The organism is Variovorax sp. Varisp53 (assembly GCF_059491555.1).
The window spans coordinates 3,446,730-3,463,928 of sequence record NZ_CP168512.1; the positions used below are offsets into that span (position 1 = coordinate 3,446,730).

14 protein-coding genes and 1 tRNA gene are annotated in these 17,199 nt (G+C 65.1%); 3 read left to right on the forward strand and 12 right to left on the reverse strand.

The genetic code is table 11. From position 1 onward, the window contains the following. Positions 1–146: 146 nt before the first annotated feature. From ACEOAB_RS16140 to ACEOAB_RS16160, 5 genes are all read right to left on the reverse strand, one after another. Positions 147–1,052, reverse strand: a complete 906-nt coding sequence (locus ACEOAB_RS16140; protein ID WP_056592328.1) for a LysR family transcriptional regulator — start codon at positions 1,050–1,052, stop codon at positions 147–149. 64 nt (positions 1,053–1,116) lie between these two features. Beyond that, complete coding sequence (locus ACEOAB_RS16145) at positions 1,117–1,923, reverse strand: oxidoreductase (RefSeq protein ID WP_056592324.1); 807 nt, start codon at positions 1,921–1,923, stop codon at positions 1,117–1,119. 39 nt (positions 1,924–1,962) lie between these two features. After that, positions 1,963–5,040, reverse strand: a complete 3,078-nt coding sequence (locus tag ACEOAB_RS16150) for an efflux RND transporter permease subunit (RefSeq protein ID WP_056592321.1) — start codon at positions 5,038–5,040, stop codon at positions 1,963–1,965. Then, a complete protein-coding gene (locus ACEOAB_RS16155) occupies positions 5,037–6,146 on the reverse strand; it encodes an efflux RND transporter periplasmic adaptor subunit (protein WP_056592318.1) in 1,110 nt (369 codons plus the stop codon). The genes ACEOAB_RS16150 and ACEOAB_RS16155 overlap by 4 nt, the downstream gene beginning before the upstream one ends. An 82-nt stretch (positions 6,147–6,228) precedes the next feature. Continuing rightward, positions 6,229–6,846 (reverse strand): TetR/AcrR family transcriptional regulator, encoded by a 618-nt coding sequence (locus ACEOAB_RS16160; protein WP_056592317.1) that lies wholly within the window; start codon positions 6,844–6,846, stop codon positions 6,229–6,231. 104 nt (positions 6,847–6,950) lie between these two features. Here ACEOAB_RS16160 and ACEOAB_RS16165 point away from each other — a divergent pair, with 104 nt between their 5' ends. Continuing rightward, on the forward strand, positions 6,951–8,411 hold the full coding sequence (locus ACEOAB_RS16165) for an efflux transporter outer membrane subunit (RefSeq protein WP_056592315.1): 1,461 nt from the start codon (positions 6,951–6,953) through the stop codon (positions 8,409–8,411). 10 nt (positions 8,412–8,421) lie between these two features. Here the strand turns inward: ACEOAB_RS16165 and ACEOAB_RS16170 are convergent, their stop codons facing one another. Further along, complete coding sequence (locus ACEOAB_RS16170; RefSeq protein ID WP_056592312.1) at positions 8,422–9,117, reverse strand: Crp/Fnr family transcriptional regulator; 696 nt, start codon at positions 9,115–9,117, stop codon at positions 8,422–8,424. A gap of 101 nt (positions 9,118–9,218) precedes the next feature. Between ACEOAB_RS16170 and ACEOAB_RS16175 the strand changes: the two genes are divergently transcribed. Then, complete coding sequence (locus ACEOAB_RS16175; RefSeq protein ID WP_413749859.1) at positions 9,219–10,811, forward strand: tannase/feruloyl esterase family alpha/beta hydrolase; 1,593 nt, start codon at positions 9,219–9,221, stop codon at positions 10,809–10,811. Between the two features lie 66 nt (positions 10,812–10,877). On the opposite strand, the gene ACEOAB_RS16180 is transcribed toward ACEOAB_RS16175, so the two are convergent. The 6 genes from ACEOAB_RS16180 to cysS all read right to left on the reverse strand — a co-directional run bounded on the left by ACEOAB_RS16180 (position 10,878) and on the right by cysS (position 16,355). Further along, a tRNA-Ser gene (locus ACEOAB_RS16180) sits at positions 10,878–10,970 on the reverse strand. 26 nt (positions 10,971–10,996) lie between these two features. Continuing rightward, positions 10,997–12,265 (reverse strand): aspartate kinase, encoded by a 1,269-nt coding sequence (locus ACEOAB_RS16185; RefSeq protein ID WP_007836888.1) that lies wholly within the window; start codon positions 12,263–12,265, stop codon positions 10,997–10,999. 55 nt (positions 12,266–12,320) lie between these two features. Beyond that, a complete protein-coding gene (gene tilS, locus ACEOAB_RS16190; protein WP_056592309.1) occupies positions 12,321–13,298 on the reverse strand; it encodes a tRNA lysidine(34) synthetase TilS in 978 nt (325 codons plus the stop codon). A 15-nt stretch (positions 13,299–13,313) separates the two neighbouring features. Then, positions 13,314–14,294, reverse strand: a complete 981-nt coding sequence (locus ACEOAB_RS16195) for an acetyl-CoA carboxylase carboxyltransferase subunit alpha (protein ID WP_007836892.1) — start codon at positions 14,292–14,294, stop codon at positions 13,314–13,316. 16 nt (positions 14,295–14,310) lie between these two features. Further along, complete coding sequence (locus tag ACEOAB_RS16200; protein ID WP_056519028.1) at positions 14,311–14,961, reverse strand: DNA-3-methyladenine glycosylase family protein; 651 nt, start codon at positions 14,959–14,961, stop codon at positions 14,311–14,313. A 17-nt stretch (positions 14,962–14,978) separates the two neighbouring features. Then, positions 14,979–16,355: a cysteine--tRNA ligase gene (gene cysS / locus ACEOAB_RS16205; RefSeq protein ID WP_056592306.1), complete on the reverse strand. Its 1,377-nt coding sequence runs from the start codon at positions 16,353–16,355 to the stop codon at positions 14,979–14,981. Positions 16,356–16,559: 204 nt separating this feature from the next. Between cysS and ACEOAB_RS16210 the strand changes: the two genes are divergently transcribed. Then, entirely contained in the window at positions 16,560–17,150 is a 591-nt protein-coding gene (locus ACEOAB_RS16210) for a tetratricopeptide repeat protein (RefSeq protein WP_495652961.1), read from the forward strand. Positions 17,151–17,199: the final 49 nt, after the last annotated feature.

Consider the following 17,199-nt stretch of genomic DNA (forward strand, 5'->3'; position numbering starts at 1 on the left):
GTGTCGATCCTTGCTCGGCTCAAACTTTCACTGCTCTGAAATTTGTTGCCTGCGTGTGCGATTTTCTGGCGCCTTCCCGCCATCTTGGTACGCGCATGCAGCAACGTCGTGTCTTCAAGGCGGAAACTTCGCTTTCTCGCCTTGGCTCAAGTTCTGCGTGGAGACCGCAGAGGACTGATCCGGTCCTCGAGAAAGCTCAGAAAGGCGCGCTGGACCGCGGTACTGTGTCGCCGCTGCAGATAGACCGCAGAGAGCCACATGTCGCTGCGAACGAACTCCGTCAATGCCGGGACGAGGCGGCCGCTCTCGATGTACGGCCTCAGCATCACCGACGGCAGGTACAGGACGCCCGCGCCCCGCAACGCGGCCTGGATCAACGGCCCGGCTTCTGTCGCGTCCAGTCGGCCGCGCACCGCAACCTCCAATGGTTCTCCGTCGACTTGAAATCGCCACTTCGATAGGGGGTTCAGATGGACGCTTACCAGCGCATCGTGATTTGCAAGATCGCCGGGGTGCGCTGGAACTCCTCGGTTTTTCCAGTACATCGGAGACGCGCACACCGTCAGATCCATCAGAAGCAACTTGCGGACGATGAGGTTCTCGTTCGCAGTCGGCCCGAAACGCAGGGCTATGTCGATCCCCTCTGCCGCCAGATCGACCTGGCGATTGGTCAGAACAAGGCTTACGCTGACTTCCGGATAGTGGCCCAAGAAAGTATTGACCAGCGCCGGAAGCTCCGTCTGATCGATGCCATGCGGTGCGGAGATACGCAGGCGCCCACTGGGCGTCAGCGCTCGTTCCTGGAGTTCCGCGCGCGTTATGTCGGCCAGCTCCAACATGGGCTTGCTTCTTTCGAGCAGCAACACGCCGGCATCTGTAAGACTGACAGCGTGGCTGTTCCTGTTCAGCAGCCGGACACCGAAACGCCCCTCGAGCGTCGCGATGTATTTGCTCACGGTTCCTCTCGACATCTCCAGATGCTCGGCGGCGCGCGAGAAGCTGCCTGAAACTGCAACCTCGCTGAAGGTTCGCAAAAGATCCAAGCTGTCCAAAGCATCTCCTTCCTTGCAAGACTTTGCGTGGGATCGGCCGATGGCCGATCCGCCTTTCGATGTTTCAGGCGAGTCCGAGTTTCTTTCTCAAGCTTGCATCGACAGGACCAGCCGGCATGAAGCGACGCAATTTGCTTAGCAAAGATGCCTGGCCCGGTGGAGTCCAACGCATGCGCCACGCGCCAATCGCCGCTTCGACGATCGTGTTTGCCACGCCATCGGGTTCGGGTGCACCGTTGACGCTGCTGGCGATGGAGCGCGCTACGACGTCGCGTTCGCGGTCATAGGCCGCGATCTTTGACTTTGCATGCGGCGAATTGATATCCAGGTTGGTCTTGGTGTAAGACGGCTCGACGAGCGTGACGCGCACGCCGAACTGGCGAACCTCATGGTCCAGCGTTTCGGACAGCCCCTCCACGGCATGCTTGGACGCCGAGTAGAGGCCCATGTACGGAGCCGGAAGAAAGCCGAGCACCGAACTGATGTTGACGATCCTTCCGCGATGCTGTGCCCGCATGTGCGGGAGCACAGCCTGGGTCGTGCGCAGGATACCGAGCACGTTGGTGTCGAGCAGCGCCGCGGCCTCGGCCGTCGCGGTCTCCTCCACCGCGCCGATCATCGTCGTTCCTGCGCTGTTGACGAGCACGTCGATGCGCGCGGTCCGGTCGATGATGGATCGAACTCCAGCCTGGACGGAAGCTTCGTCGCGGACATCCATCTCGACAAGCTCGACGCCGCGCAATTCTGGCGTTTTCGCAAGGTTGCGTACGGTGCCGAATACCTGGCAACCCCGCTCGGCAAACTTCTGTGCGGCGGCGCGTCCGATGCCCGACGACACGCCGGTGACCACGACCACTGTTGAATTCGACATTGCAGTTCCTCGATACAGGTGAATGGGGTGAAGAGCGGATCAGTGCGCAGGCTGGCTGCCGTGGGCGGGTCTGATCCTGAACCAGATGGAGTACATGGCCGGCAGGAACACCAGCGTCAACACCGTTCCCGCCAAAGTGCCACCGATCAGTGTGTAGGCGAGCGCTCCCCAGAACACCGAATGGGTCAGGGGGATGAAGGCCAGGATCGCGGCGAGCGCCGTCAGGACCACCGGCCGCGCACGCTGCACGGTGGCTTCGACGACCGAGCGGAACGGATCGAGCCCCTCTTGCTGGTTGTGGTGGATCTGCCCGATCAGGATCAGCGTGTTGCGCATCAGGATGCCCGACAGCGCCACCAGGCCGACCAGCGCATTGATGCCGAAAGGCTCCCGAAAAAGAATCAGCGTCGGCACCACGCCGATCAAGCCCAGCGGACTGGTCAGGAAGACCATGACCATCGCGGAGAGGGACCGCACCTGCAGGATGATGATGAGCAGCGTGATCGCCAGCATGATCGGGAACAGCGGCAGCATGGCCTTGGTCGCCTTGCCCGATTCCTCGATGGAGCCGGCCTCCTCGATGCGGTAGCCGGCCGGCAGCTTGTCCATGATGGACTGCAGTTGCCTGGTGATGGCCGTCGACACGTCCGGCGGCTGCAAGCCATCGGCGATGTCGCCATGCACGGTGATCGTGGGCATGCGGTCGCGCCGTCGCATGACCGGCTCTTCCATGCGCACGTCGACTTCGCCCACTTGCGACAGCGGGATGCGTTGCCCGTTGGCGCCGGACAGCGTGAAGTCCGCGATCCTCGCCGGATCGAGCCGGGTGGCACCGGCCGAGCGGGCCACGACCTGCACCGTGCGGATGTCCTCGCGCACCGCGGTGACGGGCACGCCGCTCAGGAAGAACTGCAGCTGCTGCGCCACCGCGCTGGAGCTCAGCCCCACGGCCTGCAGCCGGTCCTGGTGCAAGGTGAAGTGCAGCGTGGGCGTGCGCGTTCCCCAGTCGGTGTTGACCGTGCGCATCGTCGGACTGGCATCCATGACCTGCTGCACCTCGGCCGCGATCTGGCGCAGCTTGTCCGGGTCCGGCCCCATGACCCGGTAGGCGACAGGGAACGGCGAATAGGGACCGAACACGAGCTGGGTGACACGCAGGCGCGCTTCGGGGGCCAGGCCATCGGCGATCGCCTGGCGAAGCCGGTGCTTCAGCGCGTCGCGCTCTTCCTGGCTGCCCGTTCGCACCACGATCTTGGCGAACGACGGATCGGGCAGCTCCGGACCCATCGCGAAGTAGAAACGCGGCGCGCCCTGCCCGATGTAGGCTGTGACGATTTGCGCTTCTTTCTGCGTGGCCAGCCATGCCTCCACCTTCGCCGCGGCGTCGCTGGTCTGCGTGATCGAAGTGCCATAAGGCATCTGCACCTCGACCAGGACTTCGGGCCGGTCGGAGATCGGGAAGAACTGCTTCTTGACCAGTCCCATGCCCAGGATGGCCGCGACGAAGAGGCCCACCACCGCGCCGGCGACCAGCCACTTGCGCGCAATGACGCGCCCGAGCACCGCGCGCAGGCGGTTGTAGCGCGGCGTGTCGTAAATGGCGGCATGGCCGCCCTCGACCTTCTTGAAATCAGGCAGCAGCTTGACGCCCAGGTAGGGGGTGAAAACCACGGCGACGACCCAGGACGCGATCAGTGCGATACCGACGATCCAGAACATGTTGCTGGTGTATTCGCCCGCGGTCGATGGCGCGAAGCCGTTGGGCATGAAGCCGACGGCCGTGACCAGCGTGCCCGAGAGCATCGGCGCCGCGGTATGGCTCCAGGCATAGGCGGAGGCAGCGACGCGGCTGTAGCCCTCTTCCATCTTCACCACCATCATCTCGATGGCGATGATGGCGTCGTCCACCAGGAGGCCCAGCGCGAGGATCAGCGACCCGAGCGTGATGCGGTCGAAGTTTTTGCCGGTCGCGGCCATCACCACGAAGACGATCGCCAATGTCAGCGGCACGGCCGCGGCCACCACCAGGCCCGCGCGCCAGCCCATGCTCACGAAACTCACCAGCATGACCACCAGCAGCGCAGCAAAGAACTTGACCATGAACTCGTCGACCGCGGCGCTGATGTTGACGGCCTGGTCCGTGACCTTGGCCAGGCTCATACCCAACGGCAGCCCGGCGTTGATCGCACCCACCTCCCCATCCAGCGCCTTGCCCAGGTCGAGCCCGTTCCAGCCGTCCCGCATGACGACGCCCAGCAGCAGGGCAGGCTCGCCGCCGTTGCGGATCATGAAGGTCGCCGGGTCTTCGTAGCCGCGCTTGACGGTGGCAATGTCCGACAGCTTCAGGGTGCGCCCCTGTGCCACGACCGGCGTGTCGCGGATCTTCTGCAGTTCATCGAAAGAGCCGTCCAGGCGGATGAACACCTGGGGTCCCTTGGTTTCGACGGAGCCCGCCGGCGTCAAGGCATTCTGGCCATTGAGCGCGGCGAACACGTCCTGCGGGCCGATGCCCAGGGTTGCCAGGCGCTCGTGCGAGAACTCGACATAGATTCGCTCGGACTGCTCGCCGGCGATGTTGACCTTCTTCACGCCCGGCACATGCAGGAGGCGCTGGCGCAGCGCCTCCGCGTCGCGCACCAGCAGGCGCTGCGCCTCGCCTTTCGCCTTCAGTGCGTACAGCGCGAAGGTGACGTCCGCGTATTCGTCATTGACCATCGGTCCGATCACGCCGGACGGAAGGTTGCCCGCCTCGTCGCCGACTTTCTTGCGAGCCTGGTAGAACTGCTCCTGCACCTGCGAAGGCGGCGTGCTGTCGAGCAGGGTCAGGGTCGTGAAGGCCAGGCCTGGCCGGGTGTAGGTCTCGGAGCGGTCGTACCAGCGCAGCTCCTGCAGGCGCTTCTCGATCTTCTCGGCCACCTGGTCCTGCATTTCCTGCGCCGTGGCGCCGGGCCAAGCGGTGATGATGGTCATCACCTTCACCGTGAAGGCGGGGTCTTCCGCCCGACCCAACTTGAAGAACGAGACAAGACCCGCGAGCGAGATCAGGAAGATCAGGAACAGGGTGACCGAGCGCTCGCGCACTGCGAGCGCCGACAGGTTGAAGCGGCCTTCGCTCACGGACGGACTCCCTCCGCCGCAGCGGCCTGACCCGCCACACGCACTTGCTCGCCTTCGCGCAGCAGGTGCGCGCCGAGCGCGACGATCCGGTCGCCTTGCTTGAGCGAGCCGGCAACGCGCGCGCCATCGTCATCGAGGTGCTCGACCATGACGGGCCGCCAGTTGACCTTCGCCGGTTCGCCGCTGACGACCCACACGCCCGGCCCCTTGCCCGCGTCGAACAGGGCGCCGATCGGCACCTGCAGGCCGCCTTGCGCGGCGGGAAGCCCGTCCGGAATCCGGATGGTGACCGTGGCCCCCAGCGGGGCATTGGCGAGCTCGCCCTTGAGCACATAACGCGCCTCGAAGGTGCGGGTCAGCCGGTCCGCGGCGTCCGAGAGTTGCCGCAGCGTGGCCGGCACCGCCACGCCCTCCTTGCCGAAGAGCGTGGCCTGCCCGGCGGAACCGACCGCCGGCCGCAGGGTTTCGGGCAACTGGACCACGGCTTCGCGCGCTCCGACGCGGGCCACGCGCACCACGACCTGTCCGCTGGCGACGACCTGACCGGGCTCGACCAGCGTCTCCATGACGACGCCATCGCCGTCCGCCACCAGTTCCGCATAGCGGCTCGCATTGCGGGCCACGTCGGCCTGGGCCTCGGCGGCGCTGAGCTGGGCCTTGGCGGCGTCCGCGGCCGCCAAGGCCTGGTCGTAGGCCGAGGCCGAGATCGCACCGGTACCCCGCAGGTCGCGGTAGCGGGCTTCGTCCTCCGCCGTCTGCCGCGAGCGCGCCCGAGCAGCGGCAACCGCCTCCTGTTGGGCATGGGCCGCGAGCTTCAGGTCGGCGGGGTCGATGCGCATGAGCAACTGGCCGCGCTTGACGGCCTGCCCCGCATCCACCAGGCGCTCCAGCACCTTGCCGGGGACGCGAAAACCCAGGTCGCTCTGGACCCGGGCGGCTACGGTGCCGGTGAAGGCGCGCGATGCGGCGCCGGCCCCCTGGACGGAGGTGACACGCACCTGCGGCGCCTGCGTGCGTGGATCGGAGGGCGTTGCTTCGCCGCAAGCGACCAACGCCAACGGCAATGCGCAGATGACTGCAGAAGTGGCAAGGCGGCGCCAGAGCATGAGAGTCCCAGTGACGAAGTGATCGGGACCGTCATTTTGATACTAGTGACTAATTCAGTCAATAGTCACATCCATCTTTTCCTCAAGGCGACAGGCTGCGCAGCACCAGGCCCGACAGTTGTGCCGGCGCTTCGGCCGTGTGGTCGAAGCTGTGCTGCAGAAGCAGCGGATTGATGTAGGGGTGCATGACGAGATAGATGGCCCCCGCTGCCTCGTCCAGCGGCGTCTTGCGCTCGAACTCCCCCATTTCACGGCCTTCACGCAAGATGTCGTGGAGCAACTGCCGAATGCACTCTTCATGCGTGAGCGCCGACTGCCAGCGCTCGGTCGCCGCAGAAATCGCGATCTCGTAGAGCTTGCGATCCTCGGAGAACAGGCGAAGGCTGGCCTCGACCACCGCCTTGAACATACGGCGCAGCTTCTCGGGAGGGCGATCGGCGCCTTCGACGGCCGCCCGGATCTCGGCCTCGATCTCGCGCAGGCAGTTCGCACAGATCATCTCGCCGATGGCCTGCTTGGACTCGAAGAACTTGTAGATGTAGGCCTTGGAGAAACCGATGGCCTTGGCGAGGTCGGAAACAGTGGTCTTCTCGTAGCCATACCGACTGAAGTGCTCCGTGGCCGCGAGAACGATCTGGTCCCGCACGTCGTGGTCGGCCGGGCCGCGCGCCGAAACGGAAGGAAGGGTGGCTTTGCTCATGCCTGAAGCTTAGCGCCTCCCCTGAAAATCAACAACAAGTGACCATATTGAATTATAGTCACTCAATTGATCACGTTTTTCTTTCCCATCTTCCGGAAGAAGCCATGCTCCAACGCACCCTTGCCACGCTCTTCGTTGCCAGCCTCGCTGCAGGCTGCACAGTCGGCCCCGACTATGCCCGGCCCGAGGCGCCCTTGCCCGAACGCTACATGGGCCAAGCCGCCGTCGATCGACGCCCCGCCACCTCCAATGCCGATCTCACCGCATGGTGGATGGGTTTCGGCGACCCGCAACTGGCCCGGTTCGTCACGCTGGCGCTGGAGCAGAACCTCGACCTCGCGCAGGCGTCCGCGCGCGTGGCCCAGGCGCGTGCAGGACTCGGGGCGGCGAATGCCGCCCTGCTGCCTTCCGGAAATGTCAGCGGCCAGGCGGCCAGGGCCTACCAGTCGGTTGAAACGCCCCTGGGACAGGTGTTGAACTCGAGGCCCGGTTTCGATCGTTACGGCAGCGCCTACGAGGCCAATCTCGGCGCGAGCTGGGAACTGGACGTGTTCGGCGGCCTGCGCCGTGGACGCGAGGCGGCGCAGGCGGATTACCGGGCTTCGGAAGCAGGCGCGGCCGCCACCCGGTTGGCGGTGGCGGCACAGACCGCCGATATCTACATCAGCATCCGGGGGCTGCAGACCCGGCTCGACGTGGCGCGCCGGCAGGTGCGCACGCAGCGGGACCTGCTCTCCACAGTCAATCTTCTCTATGGCAAAGGGCTGACGGCTGAACTTCAGGTGCGGCAGGCCGAAGGTGCGCTTGCCCAGGTCGGCGCCTCCGTCCCGGTCCTGGAGGCAGGCCTGGACGCGGCCATGAACGCGCTGGATGTGATGCTGGGCTCGCCGCCGGGCACGCATCGGGCGGAACTGGCCGAGGCCGGTGCCATTCCGGTCGCCCCGCAGATCAGGGACTCGGGATCGCCGGGCGAGTTGCTCAGGCGACGGCCCGACCTGATCGCGGCCGAGCGCCGCCTCGCCGCAGCGAACGCCCGGATCGGGGTCGCCATCGCGGAGTACTACCCCAAGTTCTCGCTGAGCGGGCTGATCGGCAGTGCGACGTCGGTGTCCGGCGGCCACCTGTTCACCGGCGGTGCCAACCAGGCCGCCGGGGTGCTGGGCCTGCGCTGGCGCCTGTTCGACTTTGGCCGCATCGACGCGCAGATCGACCTCGCCAAGGGACAGGATGCGGAGATGCTCGCCGCGTATCGGCTGGCCGTGCTGCGCGCCACCGAGGACGTGGAAAACGCCTTCTCGGCGCTGGTCAAGCGCGAGGAGCAGGCCAGCACGCTCGCGCAGGGCGTGGATTCGCTCGGCCGCGCGCGAGGCGCTTCATTCGCGGCCTACCAGAAAGGCGTGGTCAGCTTGATCGAAGTGCTGCAGGCAGACGAGAACCTGCTGCGCGCCTCCGATGCACGGGCCCAGGCGCAAACCGAATCGGCACGCGCCGCGGTGACTGCCTTCAAGGCACTGGGCGGGGGTTGGCAACCCGTCAGCAAGTCCGAGGTGGCGGCCATCGAATAGCCCAAGGCCCTTACTCCGCGTGTTCGCGCGCATACAGCCGCAGGCCGTCGACATCCAGCACGTCGATGCTGCCGTAGCGGATGTGAAGCAGGCCCGCGTCCTCGAGTTCGTGCAGCGCGCGGTGGGCGATCTGGCGCGAGATGCCGGCCAGCCGACCGATCTCTTCCTGCGATATGTGCAGCACAGGATTGGTCTGGGGATTGAGCTGGGGGTTGAAGAGTTCGGCTAGGCAGTGCGCCACTCGCGAATTGATGTCATGCATCCGATAGCCTTCAGCGAGGGCGATGAACTGGCCAAGCCTTGCGTTGAGCTGGTCGATCATGAAATGGCAGAAGGTCAGGCTGTTGGCGACCAGGTAGTGGAAGGTCGAGCTCGGCATCAATGCGATGCGGCTGTCTCGTAGCGCCGCAACGCCGTAGGGACGCGACTCTCCCTTCAGCACGGATCCTTCCCCGAGCCAACCTCCATCGGATACCCCGGTCAAAGTGGTGCTTCTGCCATCCGCCGAAAGAACATCCACCTTGACCATGCCTTCGACGACCCCGATCCAATGCGTGGCCGGGCTCGATTTCTGACAGACGATTTCGCCGGCCGAATAGAAACGATCCTGCGTTTCCTGCTCGACGCGCTGAAGCTGTTCTTGCGACAAGCCGCGAGCCCAGGCAGCCGCTCGCAGCATGGCAATGGTCTGCACGTGCTTTGTCATTGGAAAGACTTTCTTCCTCGACCGTAGTGCCTAGCATGCGCTGCGCAGGCGATGGTCCGGGCCGCCTGAGTTTATGTGGCAGTACGAACAGGAGACAAATCATGAAAAACCCTCTCTCGATGGCGCGCTGCACTCTTGCGTGCATCCCCATCATGCTGGCGGCTTGCGGTGGTGGCGGTGGCGGGAGCAACCTGCCGGTGTTGTTCCCCACGCCTGCGCCGACATCGACCCCGCCGCCGGCGCCCGCGCCAGCCCCGGTCGCGTCAGCGCAGGAGAAGTGCACGGCCTTCGCCGGCGCCTCGCTCGCCGGTGCGTCGCTGAAAGACGCCAAGCTCCTCGCCGCAACAGCAGACTCCGCGGAGTACTGCAAGGTCACGGGCACTCTTCATGGCACGCTCAACTTCGAGGTGCACCTCCCCACCGCGTGGAACAACAAGCTCCTGTATTCCGGCGGTGGCGGCTGGGACGGCAGCATCAACATCACGCCCATCTCGCCCAGCGGGTCCACCGCAGGCTACGTGCTCGTGGCCTCGGACGGAGGGCGTCAGGGAGACGCCTTGGACGCCTCGGTTTTCCTGAACAATTCCACGGCACAGGCGGACTTCGGCTATCTCTCGATCCACTCGGTCAATGAGGTCACCAAGGAGATCGTTCGCCAGCGCTATGGCTCGGATGCCGCGTTCAGCTACTTCGAAGGTTGCTCCAACGGCGGCAGAGAGGCGCTGATCCAGGCCACGCGCTTCCCGAACGACTTCGACGGCATCGTCGTGCGTGCACCGGCCTACTCTTTCACCGAACTGTTCCAGGCCTTCGTTGCGAACGGAAAGGCTCTCGCGGCACCCGGTGGGCAGCTCAGCGATGCAAAGGCCTCGCTCATCGGCAACACCGTCACCGCGCAGTGCGATGCGCTTGACGGCATTGCGGACGGCATCGTGAGCAATCAGGCCGCCTGCACCTTCGACCCGGCGGTGTTGCGCTGCACGGCAGGGGATGCGGAAACCTGCCTGACCGACCAGCAGATAGCGACGGCCAAGACGATCTATTCCGAACTCAAGCGTGCGGACAGCACGAGCGTCTATCCCGGCTGGGGGCCCGGCGGCGAGAACCTGGGCTGGCCCCTGTGGGTGACCGGCTCCGCCATCGGCGGCACCGGCCTCCAGTTCATGTTCGGCAGCGGCCTGGTGAAGTACTGGGTCACGGGCGAGCCGGCTTTCAACGTGCTGGGTTTCGATCCGGAGCTCTACTCTCCGGGACTGCGCCTCGCGGCCACCACGCTCGATGCGACGCCCGACCTCCGCTCCTTCTTCGGACAGGGCGGCAAGATGATCCTTGCTCACGGAACGAATGACTGGGCGATCAGCTACAAGGGCTCGATCAAGTACTTCAACGATGTCGCGACCGCGGTTGGTGGCGCATCCACGCGGGATGCCTCGATGGAGTTCTTTCTCCAGCCGGGCGTCCAGCATTGCTCTGGCGGGGTCGGCCCTGACACCGTCGATCTTGTGGACGCTGTCGTGAAATGGCGAGAAGGTGGCGCCAAGCCTTCCGCGCAGAGCATCGTGGCGAAGAAGCTCGATCCGGCGACCAAGGCCGCCACGCTGGCGCGGCCCTTGTGCCGGTACCCGACCTTCCCGAAATACAAGGGCAGCGGCGACGTAAATTCGGCGGACAGCTACAGCTGCCAAGGTTCTTGAGGACTGAGCTTTCCGGAGCATGAAAAAAGCCCCGCCGATCAAACGATCAACGGGGCCTTATCAGCTTGGCGGAACCGGAGGGATTCGAACCCTCGATGAGGCTCTACACCCCATACTCCCTTAGCAGGGGAGCACCTTCGGCCACTCGGTCACAGTTCCTGAAAGAAGCCGAGATTATGCCATCTTTAGGCGCTCGGCTGATCCAGATCGAAGGCTTTGTGCAGTGCACGCACTGCCAATTCCATGTATTTTTCGTCGATCACGACCGAAGTCTTGATTTCGCTGGTCGAGATCATCTGGATGTTGATGCCCTCCTCGCTCAGCACGCGGAACATCTTGCTCGCCACGCCCACGTGGCTGCGCATGCCGATGCCCACGATGCTGACCTTGCAGATCTTGGTGTCGCCGACGATCTCGGTCGCGCCCAGCGAAGGCATGACCTTCGACTGCAGCAGGTCGACCGTCTTCGCGTATTCGTTGCGATGCACGGTGAAGCTGAAATCGGTCTTGCCGTCCTTGCTGAGGTTCTGGATGATCACATCGACTTCGATGTTGGCGTCCGCCACGGCACCGAGGATGTGATACGCGATGCCGGGCTTGTCGGGCACGCCGAGCACCGAGATCTTGGCTTCGTCGCGGTTGAATGCGATGCCGGATACGACGGCTTGTTCCATGTTTTCGTCTTCCTCGAATGTGATCAGCGTGCCGGACTTGGCCTCTTCATTGATGTCGATGTCCCACGGCGTGAAGCTCGAAAGCACACGCAGCGGCACCTTGTACTTGCCGGCGAATTCCACCGAGCGAATCTGCAGCACCTTGGAGCCCAGGCTCGCCATCTCGAGCATCTCTTCGAAGCTCACGGTGGTCAGGCGGCGCGCATCGGGCTCGACGCGCGGGTCGGTCGTGTAGACACCGTCGACGTCGGTATAGATCAGGCATTCGTGCGCCTTCATGGCCGCGGCAATGGCCACGGCCGAGGTGTCGCTGCCGCCACGGCCCAGCGTGGTGATGTTGCCGTCGTCGTCCACGCCCTGGAAGCCGGTGATGACCACCACCTTGCCGGCGTTCAGGTCGGCCATGACGCGCTCGTCGTCGATGCTCTCGATGCGGGCCTTGGTGTACGAGTTATCGGTGCGCACCGAAACCTGCCAGCCCGCGTAGCTCACGGATTCGACGCCCTCGGCCTGCAGCGCGATGGCCAGCAGCGCCGACGACGCCTGCTCGCCGGTCGAGGCCAGCATGTCGAGCTCGCGGCTGTGGGCCACGCCGGGTTTGCTGGGCGCCAGTTCCTTGGCCAGGCCGAGCAGGCGGTTGGTCTCGCCGCTCATGGCACTCGGAACCACGATCATCTGGTGGCCTGCGCGGGCCCATTTGGCGACGCGCTTGGCGACATTCTTGATGCGCTCGGTCGAGCCCATCGACGTACCGCCGTATTTGTGAACGATCAATGCCATGGGTGAAATCAGAGAAAGGGAAAGGGCCGCTTGAAAGGCGGCGCCCTGCAAGCTGTCAGAGCAAAGTCTTCGGCGAGGGCGAAACATTGTACCAATGCAGGAAATCGCCCTGCCGCTCGACGAAACCGGCGGCCACCTTGAGGTGGATGCGGTGGCCGCGCGTCGTGCAGGCGCGGACCTGGTCGAGCAGCTGGTCGAGCTGCGCGGCGCTGGGCGCGCAGCCGTGCGACTGCATCAGCCAGTGGCGCAGCACGTTGGCCTGGCGGGCGCGCGACAGCGTCTGCAGCGTCGCAATGCGCGGCGGGCTGCCCACGGTTTCCAGGTCTTGCGCCGCCAGTTCGGCCAACAGCTGCTGCGCCTGTGCGGCATGGCCAATGCTGCGCGCGAACGTCGTACGGAACTGCGGAAAGGCCTGCTCCAGCGCCGGCATCAGCACTGAGCGAATCCGGTTGCGGGTATAGCGTGCGTCGCCGTTGGTCGGGTCTTCGATCCATGGCAGGCCGCGGCCGGCCAGCCATTCGCGAATGTCGGCGCCAGCAACGGCAAGCAGCGGCCGACGGATGTCGAGCCCGTTGCGTCGCGCCTGCGCTGGCATGGCAGCAAGCCCCGGGAGGCCCGCGCCGCGCGACAACGCCAGCAGCAGGGTTTCGACCTGGTCGTCGGCGTGATGCCCCAGCGCCACGCATTTGACAGCCGCCCTCGCCCCATCCGCGCGTGCCATCTCGGCGAACGCCGCGTAGCGGGCACGGCGGGCGGCGTCTTCCGGACTGTCGCCGGGCGCATGCCGCGCATCGACGCGATGGACGACCAGCGGCACGCCCAGGCGCTCGCATACCGCCCGGCAATGCCGCTCGAAATCGTCAGCCGCGGCCTGCAGCCCGTGATGCACATGAAAGGCGACCACCTGCCCCGGCCAGCGCGATGCGCAGGCGGCCAGCAAGGCGGTTGAATCCGCGCCGCCGCTGAACCCCACCGCCAGCGGCCAATGCGCCGGCTCGAACGCGGCGATGGCGCGTTCGAAAGCGGAGTTCATGACAGCGCCCGCGCGTTATCTGACGCTGTCGGCCTTGGTGTCGTTGAAGCGGCCGTAGCTCTGCAGGCGCTCGTAGCGGCGATCCAGCAGTTCCTTGGTCTTCAGGTCGCTGACCTGGCGGAACGCGTCGTTGAGCGCGCGCTTCAGGAAAGCCGCCATCTGCCGATGGTCGCGATGCGCGCCGCCGACGGGCTCGTTCACGATCTTGTCGACCAGGCCCAGCGCCTTGAGGCGGTGCGCGGTGATGCCCAGTGCATCGGCCGCCTCCTGCGCCTTGTCGCTGGTCTTCCACAGGATGGAAGCGCAGCCCTCGGGGCTGATCACCGAATAGATCGAATACTGCAGCATCACCAACTGGTCGCCGACCGAGATGGCCAGCGCGCCGCCGGAGCCGCCTTCGCCGATGATGGTGACGATGATCGGCACCTCGAGCTGCGCCATCTCGAAGATGTTGCGGCCGATGGCTTCCGACTGGCCGCGTTCCTCGGCGTCGATGCCGGGGTACGCGCCGGGCGTGTCCACGAAGGTGAACACCGGCAGCTTGAACTTCTCGGCCATCTTCATCAGGCGCAAGGCCTTGCGGTAGCCCTCGGGCTTGCTCATGCCGAAGTTGCGCGCTGTGCGCTCCTTCGTGTCGCGGCCCTTCTGGTGGCCGAGCACCATGCAGGGCACGCCGTTGAAGCGCGCAAGGCCGCCCACGATCGACAGGTCGTCGGAAAAGTGCCGGTCGCCGTGCAGTTCGACGAAGTCCGTGAAGATCTCGTTGACGTAGTCGAGCGTGTACGGGCGCTCCGGATGCCGGGCGATCTTGGTGATCTGCCAGGGCGTCAGGTCGCTGTAGATGTCCTTGGTGAGCTGCTGGCTTTTCTTGCCGAGCTGATCGATCTCTTCAGAGATGTCGACCGCGGATTCGGTCTGCACATAGCGCAATTCTTCGATCTTGGTTTCGAGTTCAGCAATGGGCTGCTCGAAGTCGAGGAAGGTTCGTTTCGCCAACGTCTTCTCCTGTTGTTCAATACGCGACTGGAACCGGGTCCAGTGATCGCCAAATATACCAAGTCGCCACGCTGCAATATGGCGCCCAGGCCACGGCGACGTCGCGGGCATCGCTGCGGCTCACGGGATCGCCGGAAAAATAATTGACGCTGATGCCGTTGAGCAGCCCCAGGTCGTCCACGGGCAGCACGTTCGGGCGCATCAGGTGAAAGATCAGGAACATCTCGGCCGTCCAGCGGCCGATGCCGCGGATGGCCACCAGCTCCTCGATGATGAGCTCGTCCGACATGTCCTTCCACGCATCGACGTGGACCATGCCGGAGTCGAAATGCAGGGCCAGGTCGACGAGGTACTCGATCTTGCGCGCCGAGAGCCCTGCTCCGCGCATGTCGTCGACCTTGAGCTTGAGCACGTTGGCCGGGGTGAGCTTGCGCGGCAGCGCGGCGAACTTGTCCCAGACCGACTGCGCGGCCTTCACCGAGATCTGCTGGCCGACCACGCTGCGCGCGAGCGTGGTGAACGCGTCGCCGCGCGACTCGAGACACGCATCGCCAAACTTCGGAATGAGCCGCTTCATGACGCGGTCTTTCCGGGAGAGGTGCTTGCATGCCTCTTCCCAATAGTCCGGCGTATAGATCTGAACGCTGGTCTTCTTGGTGGCGGGCATGGGGTTCGTTGTTCCGTTCACTGCGCAGCCGCCCAGGTCGTGCCTGTGGGCGAATCCTTGAGCACGATGCCCTGCTCGAGGAGTTCCTGGCGGATGCGATCGGCTTCGGCGAAATTCTTCGCGGCCTTGGCGGCGGCGCGCGCGTCGATCCTGCCCTGGATGGTGGCCTCGTCGAGCGTGGCGCCCGCGCGCAGGAAGGCCTTCGGGTCGTCCTGCAGGATCTGCACGCAGCCACCCAATGCCTTCAGCAATCCAGCCTGGGCGGCCGATTGCGTGCGGTTCACTTCGCCCGCCAGGTCGAACAGCACCGCCACGGCTTCGGGCGTTGCGAAGTCTTCGTCCATCGCGGCCTTGAAGCGCGCGGCGTACGGGTCGGTCCAGTCGATCTTCACGTCGGCCGGCGCCACAAGATCGAGCGCCGTGTACAGCCGCTTGAGCGAGGCGCGCGCATCGTCGAGGTGCACGTCGCTGTAGTTGAGCGGGCGCCGGTAGTGCGCGCGCAGCACGAAGAAGCGGATGGTCTCCGCGTCGTACTTCTTGAGCACATCGCGGATCAGGAAGAAGTTGCCCAGGCTCTTGGACATCTTCTCGTTGTCGGTCACGATGAAACCGTTGTGCATCCAGAAGTTGGCCAGCGGCTTGCCGTTGGCACCCTCGCTCTGCGCGATTTCGTTCTCGTGGTGCGGAAACTGCAGGTCTTCGCCGCCGCCGTGGATGTCGAGCGTCTCGCCGAGCAGTTCGCAGGCCATGGCCGAGCACTCGATGTGCCAGCCCGGACGGCCGGCGCCGAATTCGCTGGCCCACTTCACCTCGTCGGGTTCGGTGGCCTTAGCGCTCTTCCAGAGCACCGGGTCGAGCGGATCGTCCTTGCCGTCGAGCACGGCCACGCGCTCGCCCGCATGCAACTCGTCGATCGACTTGCCGCTGAGCTTGCCGTAGCCCGGAAACTTGCGCACCGCGTAGTTCACGTCACCGTTCTCGGCGCGATAGGCCAGGCCCTTCTGCTCGAGCGTGCCGATCATCGACAGCATCTGCGGGATGTAGTCGGTGGCGCGGGGTTCGTGGGTGGGGCGTTCGATGCCCAGCGCGTCGGCGTCCTCGTGCAGCGCGTCGATCATGCGGTCGGTCAGCGCGCGGATGCTCTCGCCGTTTTCCACGGCGCGGCGGATGATCTTGTCGTCGATGTCGGTGATGTTGCGCACATAGGTCACATCGAAGCCGCTCACCTTGAGCCAGCGCTGCACCACGTCGAAGGCGATCATCGAGCGGGCGTGGCCGAGGTGGCAGTAGTCGTAGACCGTCATGCCGCAAACGTACATGCGCACCTGTCCCGGTTGCAATGGGGAGAATTCCTCCAATTCACGCGACAGCGTGTTGTAGATGCGCAGACTCATGAGGCTCGGAAAGCGTCGTTTCGCGCACGTGCGGCACGGGCGAAAGACGGTGTTTTTTCAGGGGTGACGGGGGCTGTGTCGCGAGGGGTTGGACATGGCCCCTCGGCTACAATCCGACCTAGTATAAACGTCTGCCGTCGAGCGGCGTGCGGGTGTTCCCCAAGCCCGCCGAGCCCGCATCTCCCCCATTTCCGCCGAGGCTACATGAAGCACGCCGCATTCTCCAGACTCTTCATTGCCTTCGCGCTGCTCTTCAGCCTGTGGGGCTCCGCAGCGCACGCCAACGAATACGACGACGTGAACCTGATGCTGCGCCAGGGCAAGTCGAACGAGGCGCTCGCCAAGGCCGACACCTACATCGCCGGCAAGCCGCGCGATCCGCAGATGCGCTTCCTGCGCGGCGTGATCCTCACCGAGCAGAACAAGCAGGCCGAGGCCATCGCCGCCTTCACGCAACTCACGCAGGACTTCCCCGAGTTGTCCGAGCCCTACAACAACCTGGCCGCGCTGTACGCGTCACAAAGCAAGTTCGACCAGGCGCGCGCCGCGCTGGAGCAAGCCATCAAGCTCAACCCGAACTACGCCACGGCGCACGAGAACCTCGGCGACGTGTACGCCCGTCTCGCTGCCCAGGAATACGTGCGTGCGCAACAGTTCGCCAGCACCAACGTGAGCGTTGCGCCCAAGCTCGTGCTGATACGCCAGATCTTCACGCCGACGGCCGAAGCCGAGGCGGCCCCCCTGCCCGCACCGCCGGCGGTCATCCGCAAACCGGTCGGCCGCACCAGCAAGTAATCGCCACCGCCGGCATGGGCGCCGCAACGGTGCCTGCCGCGCGGCCCCG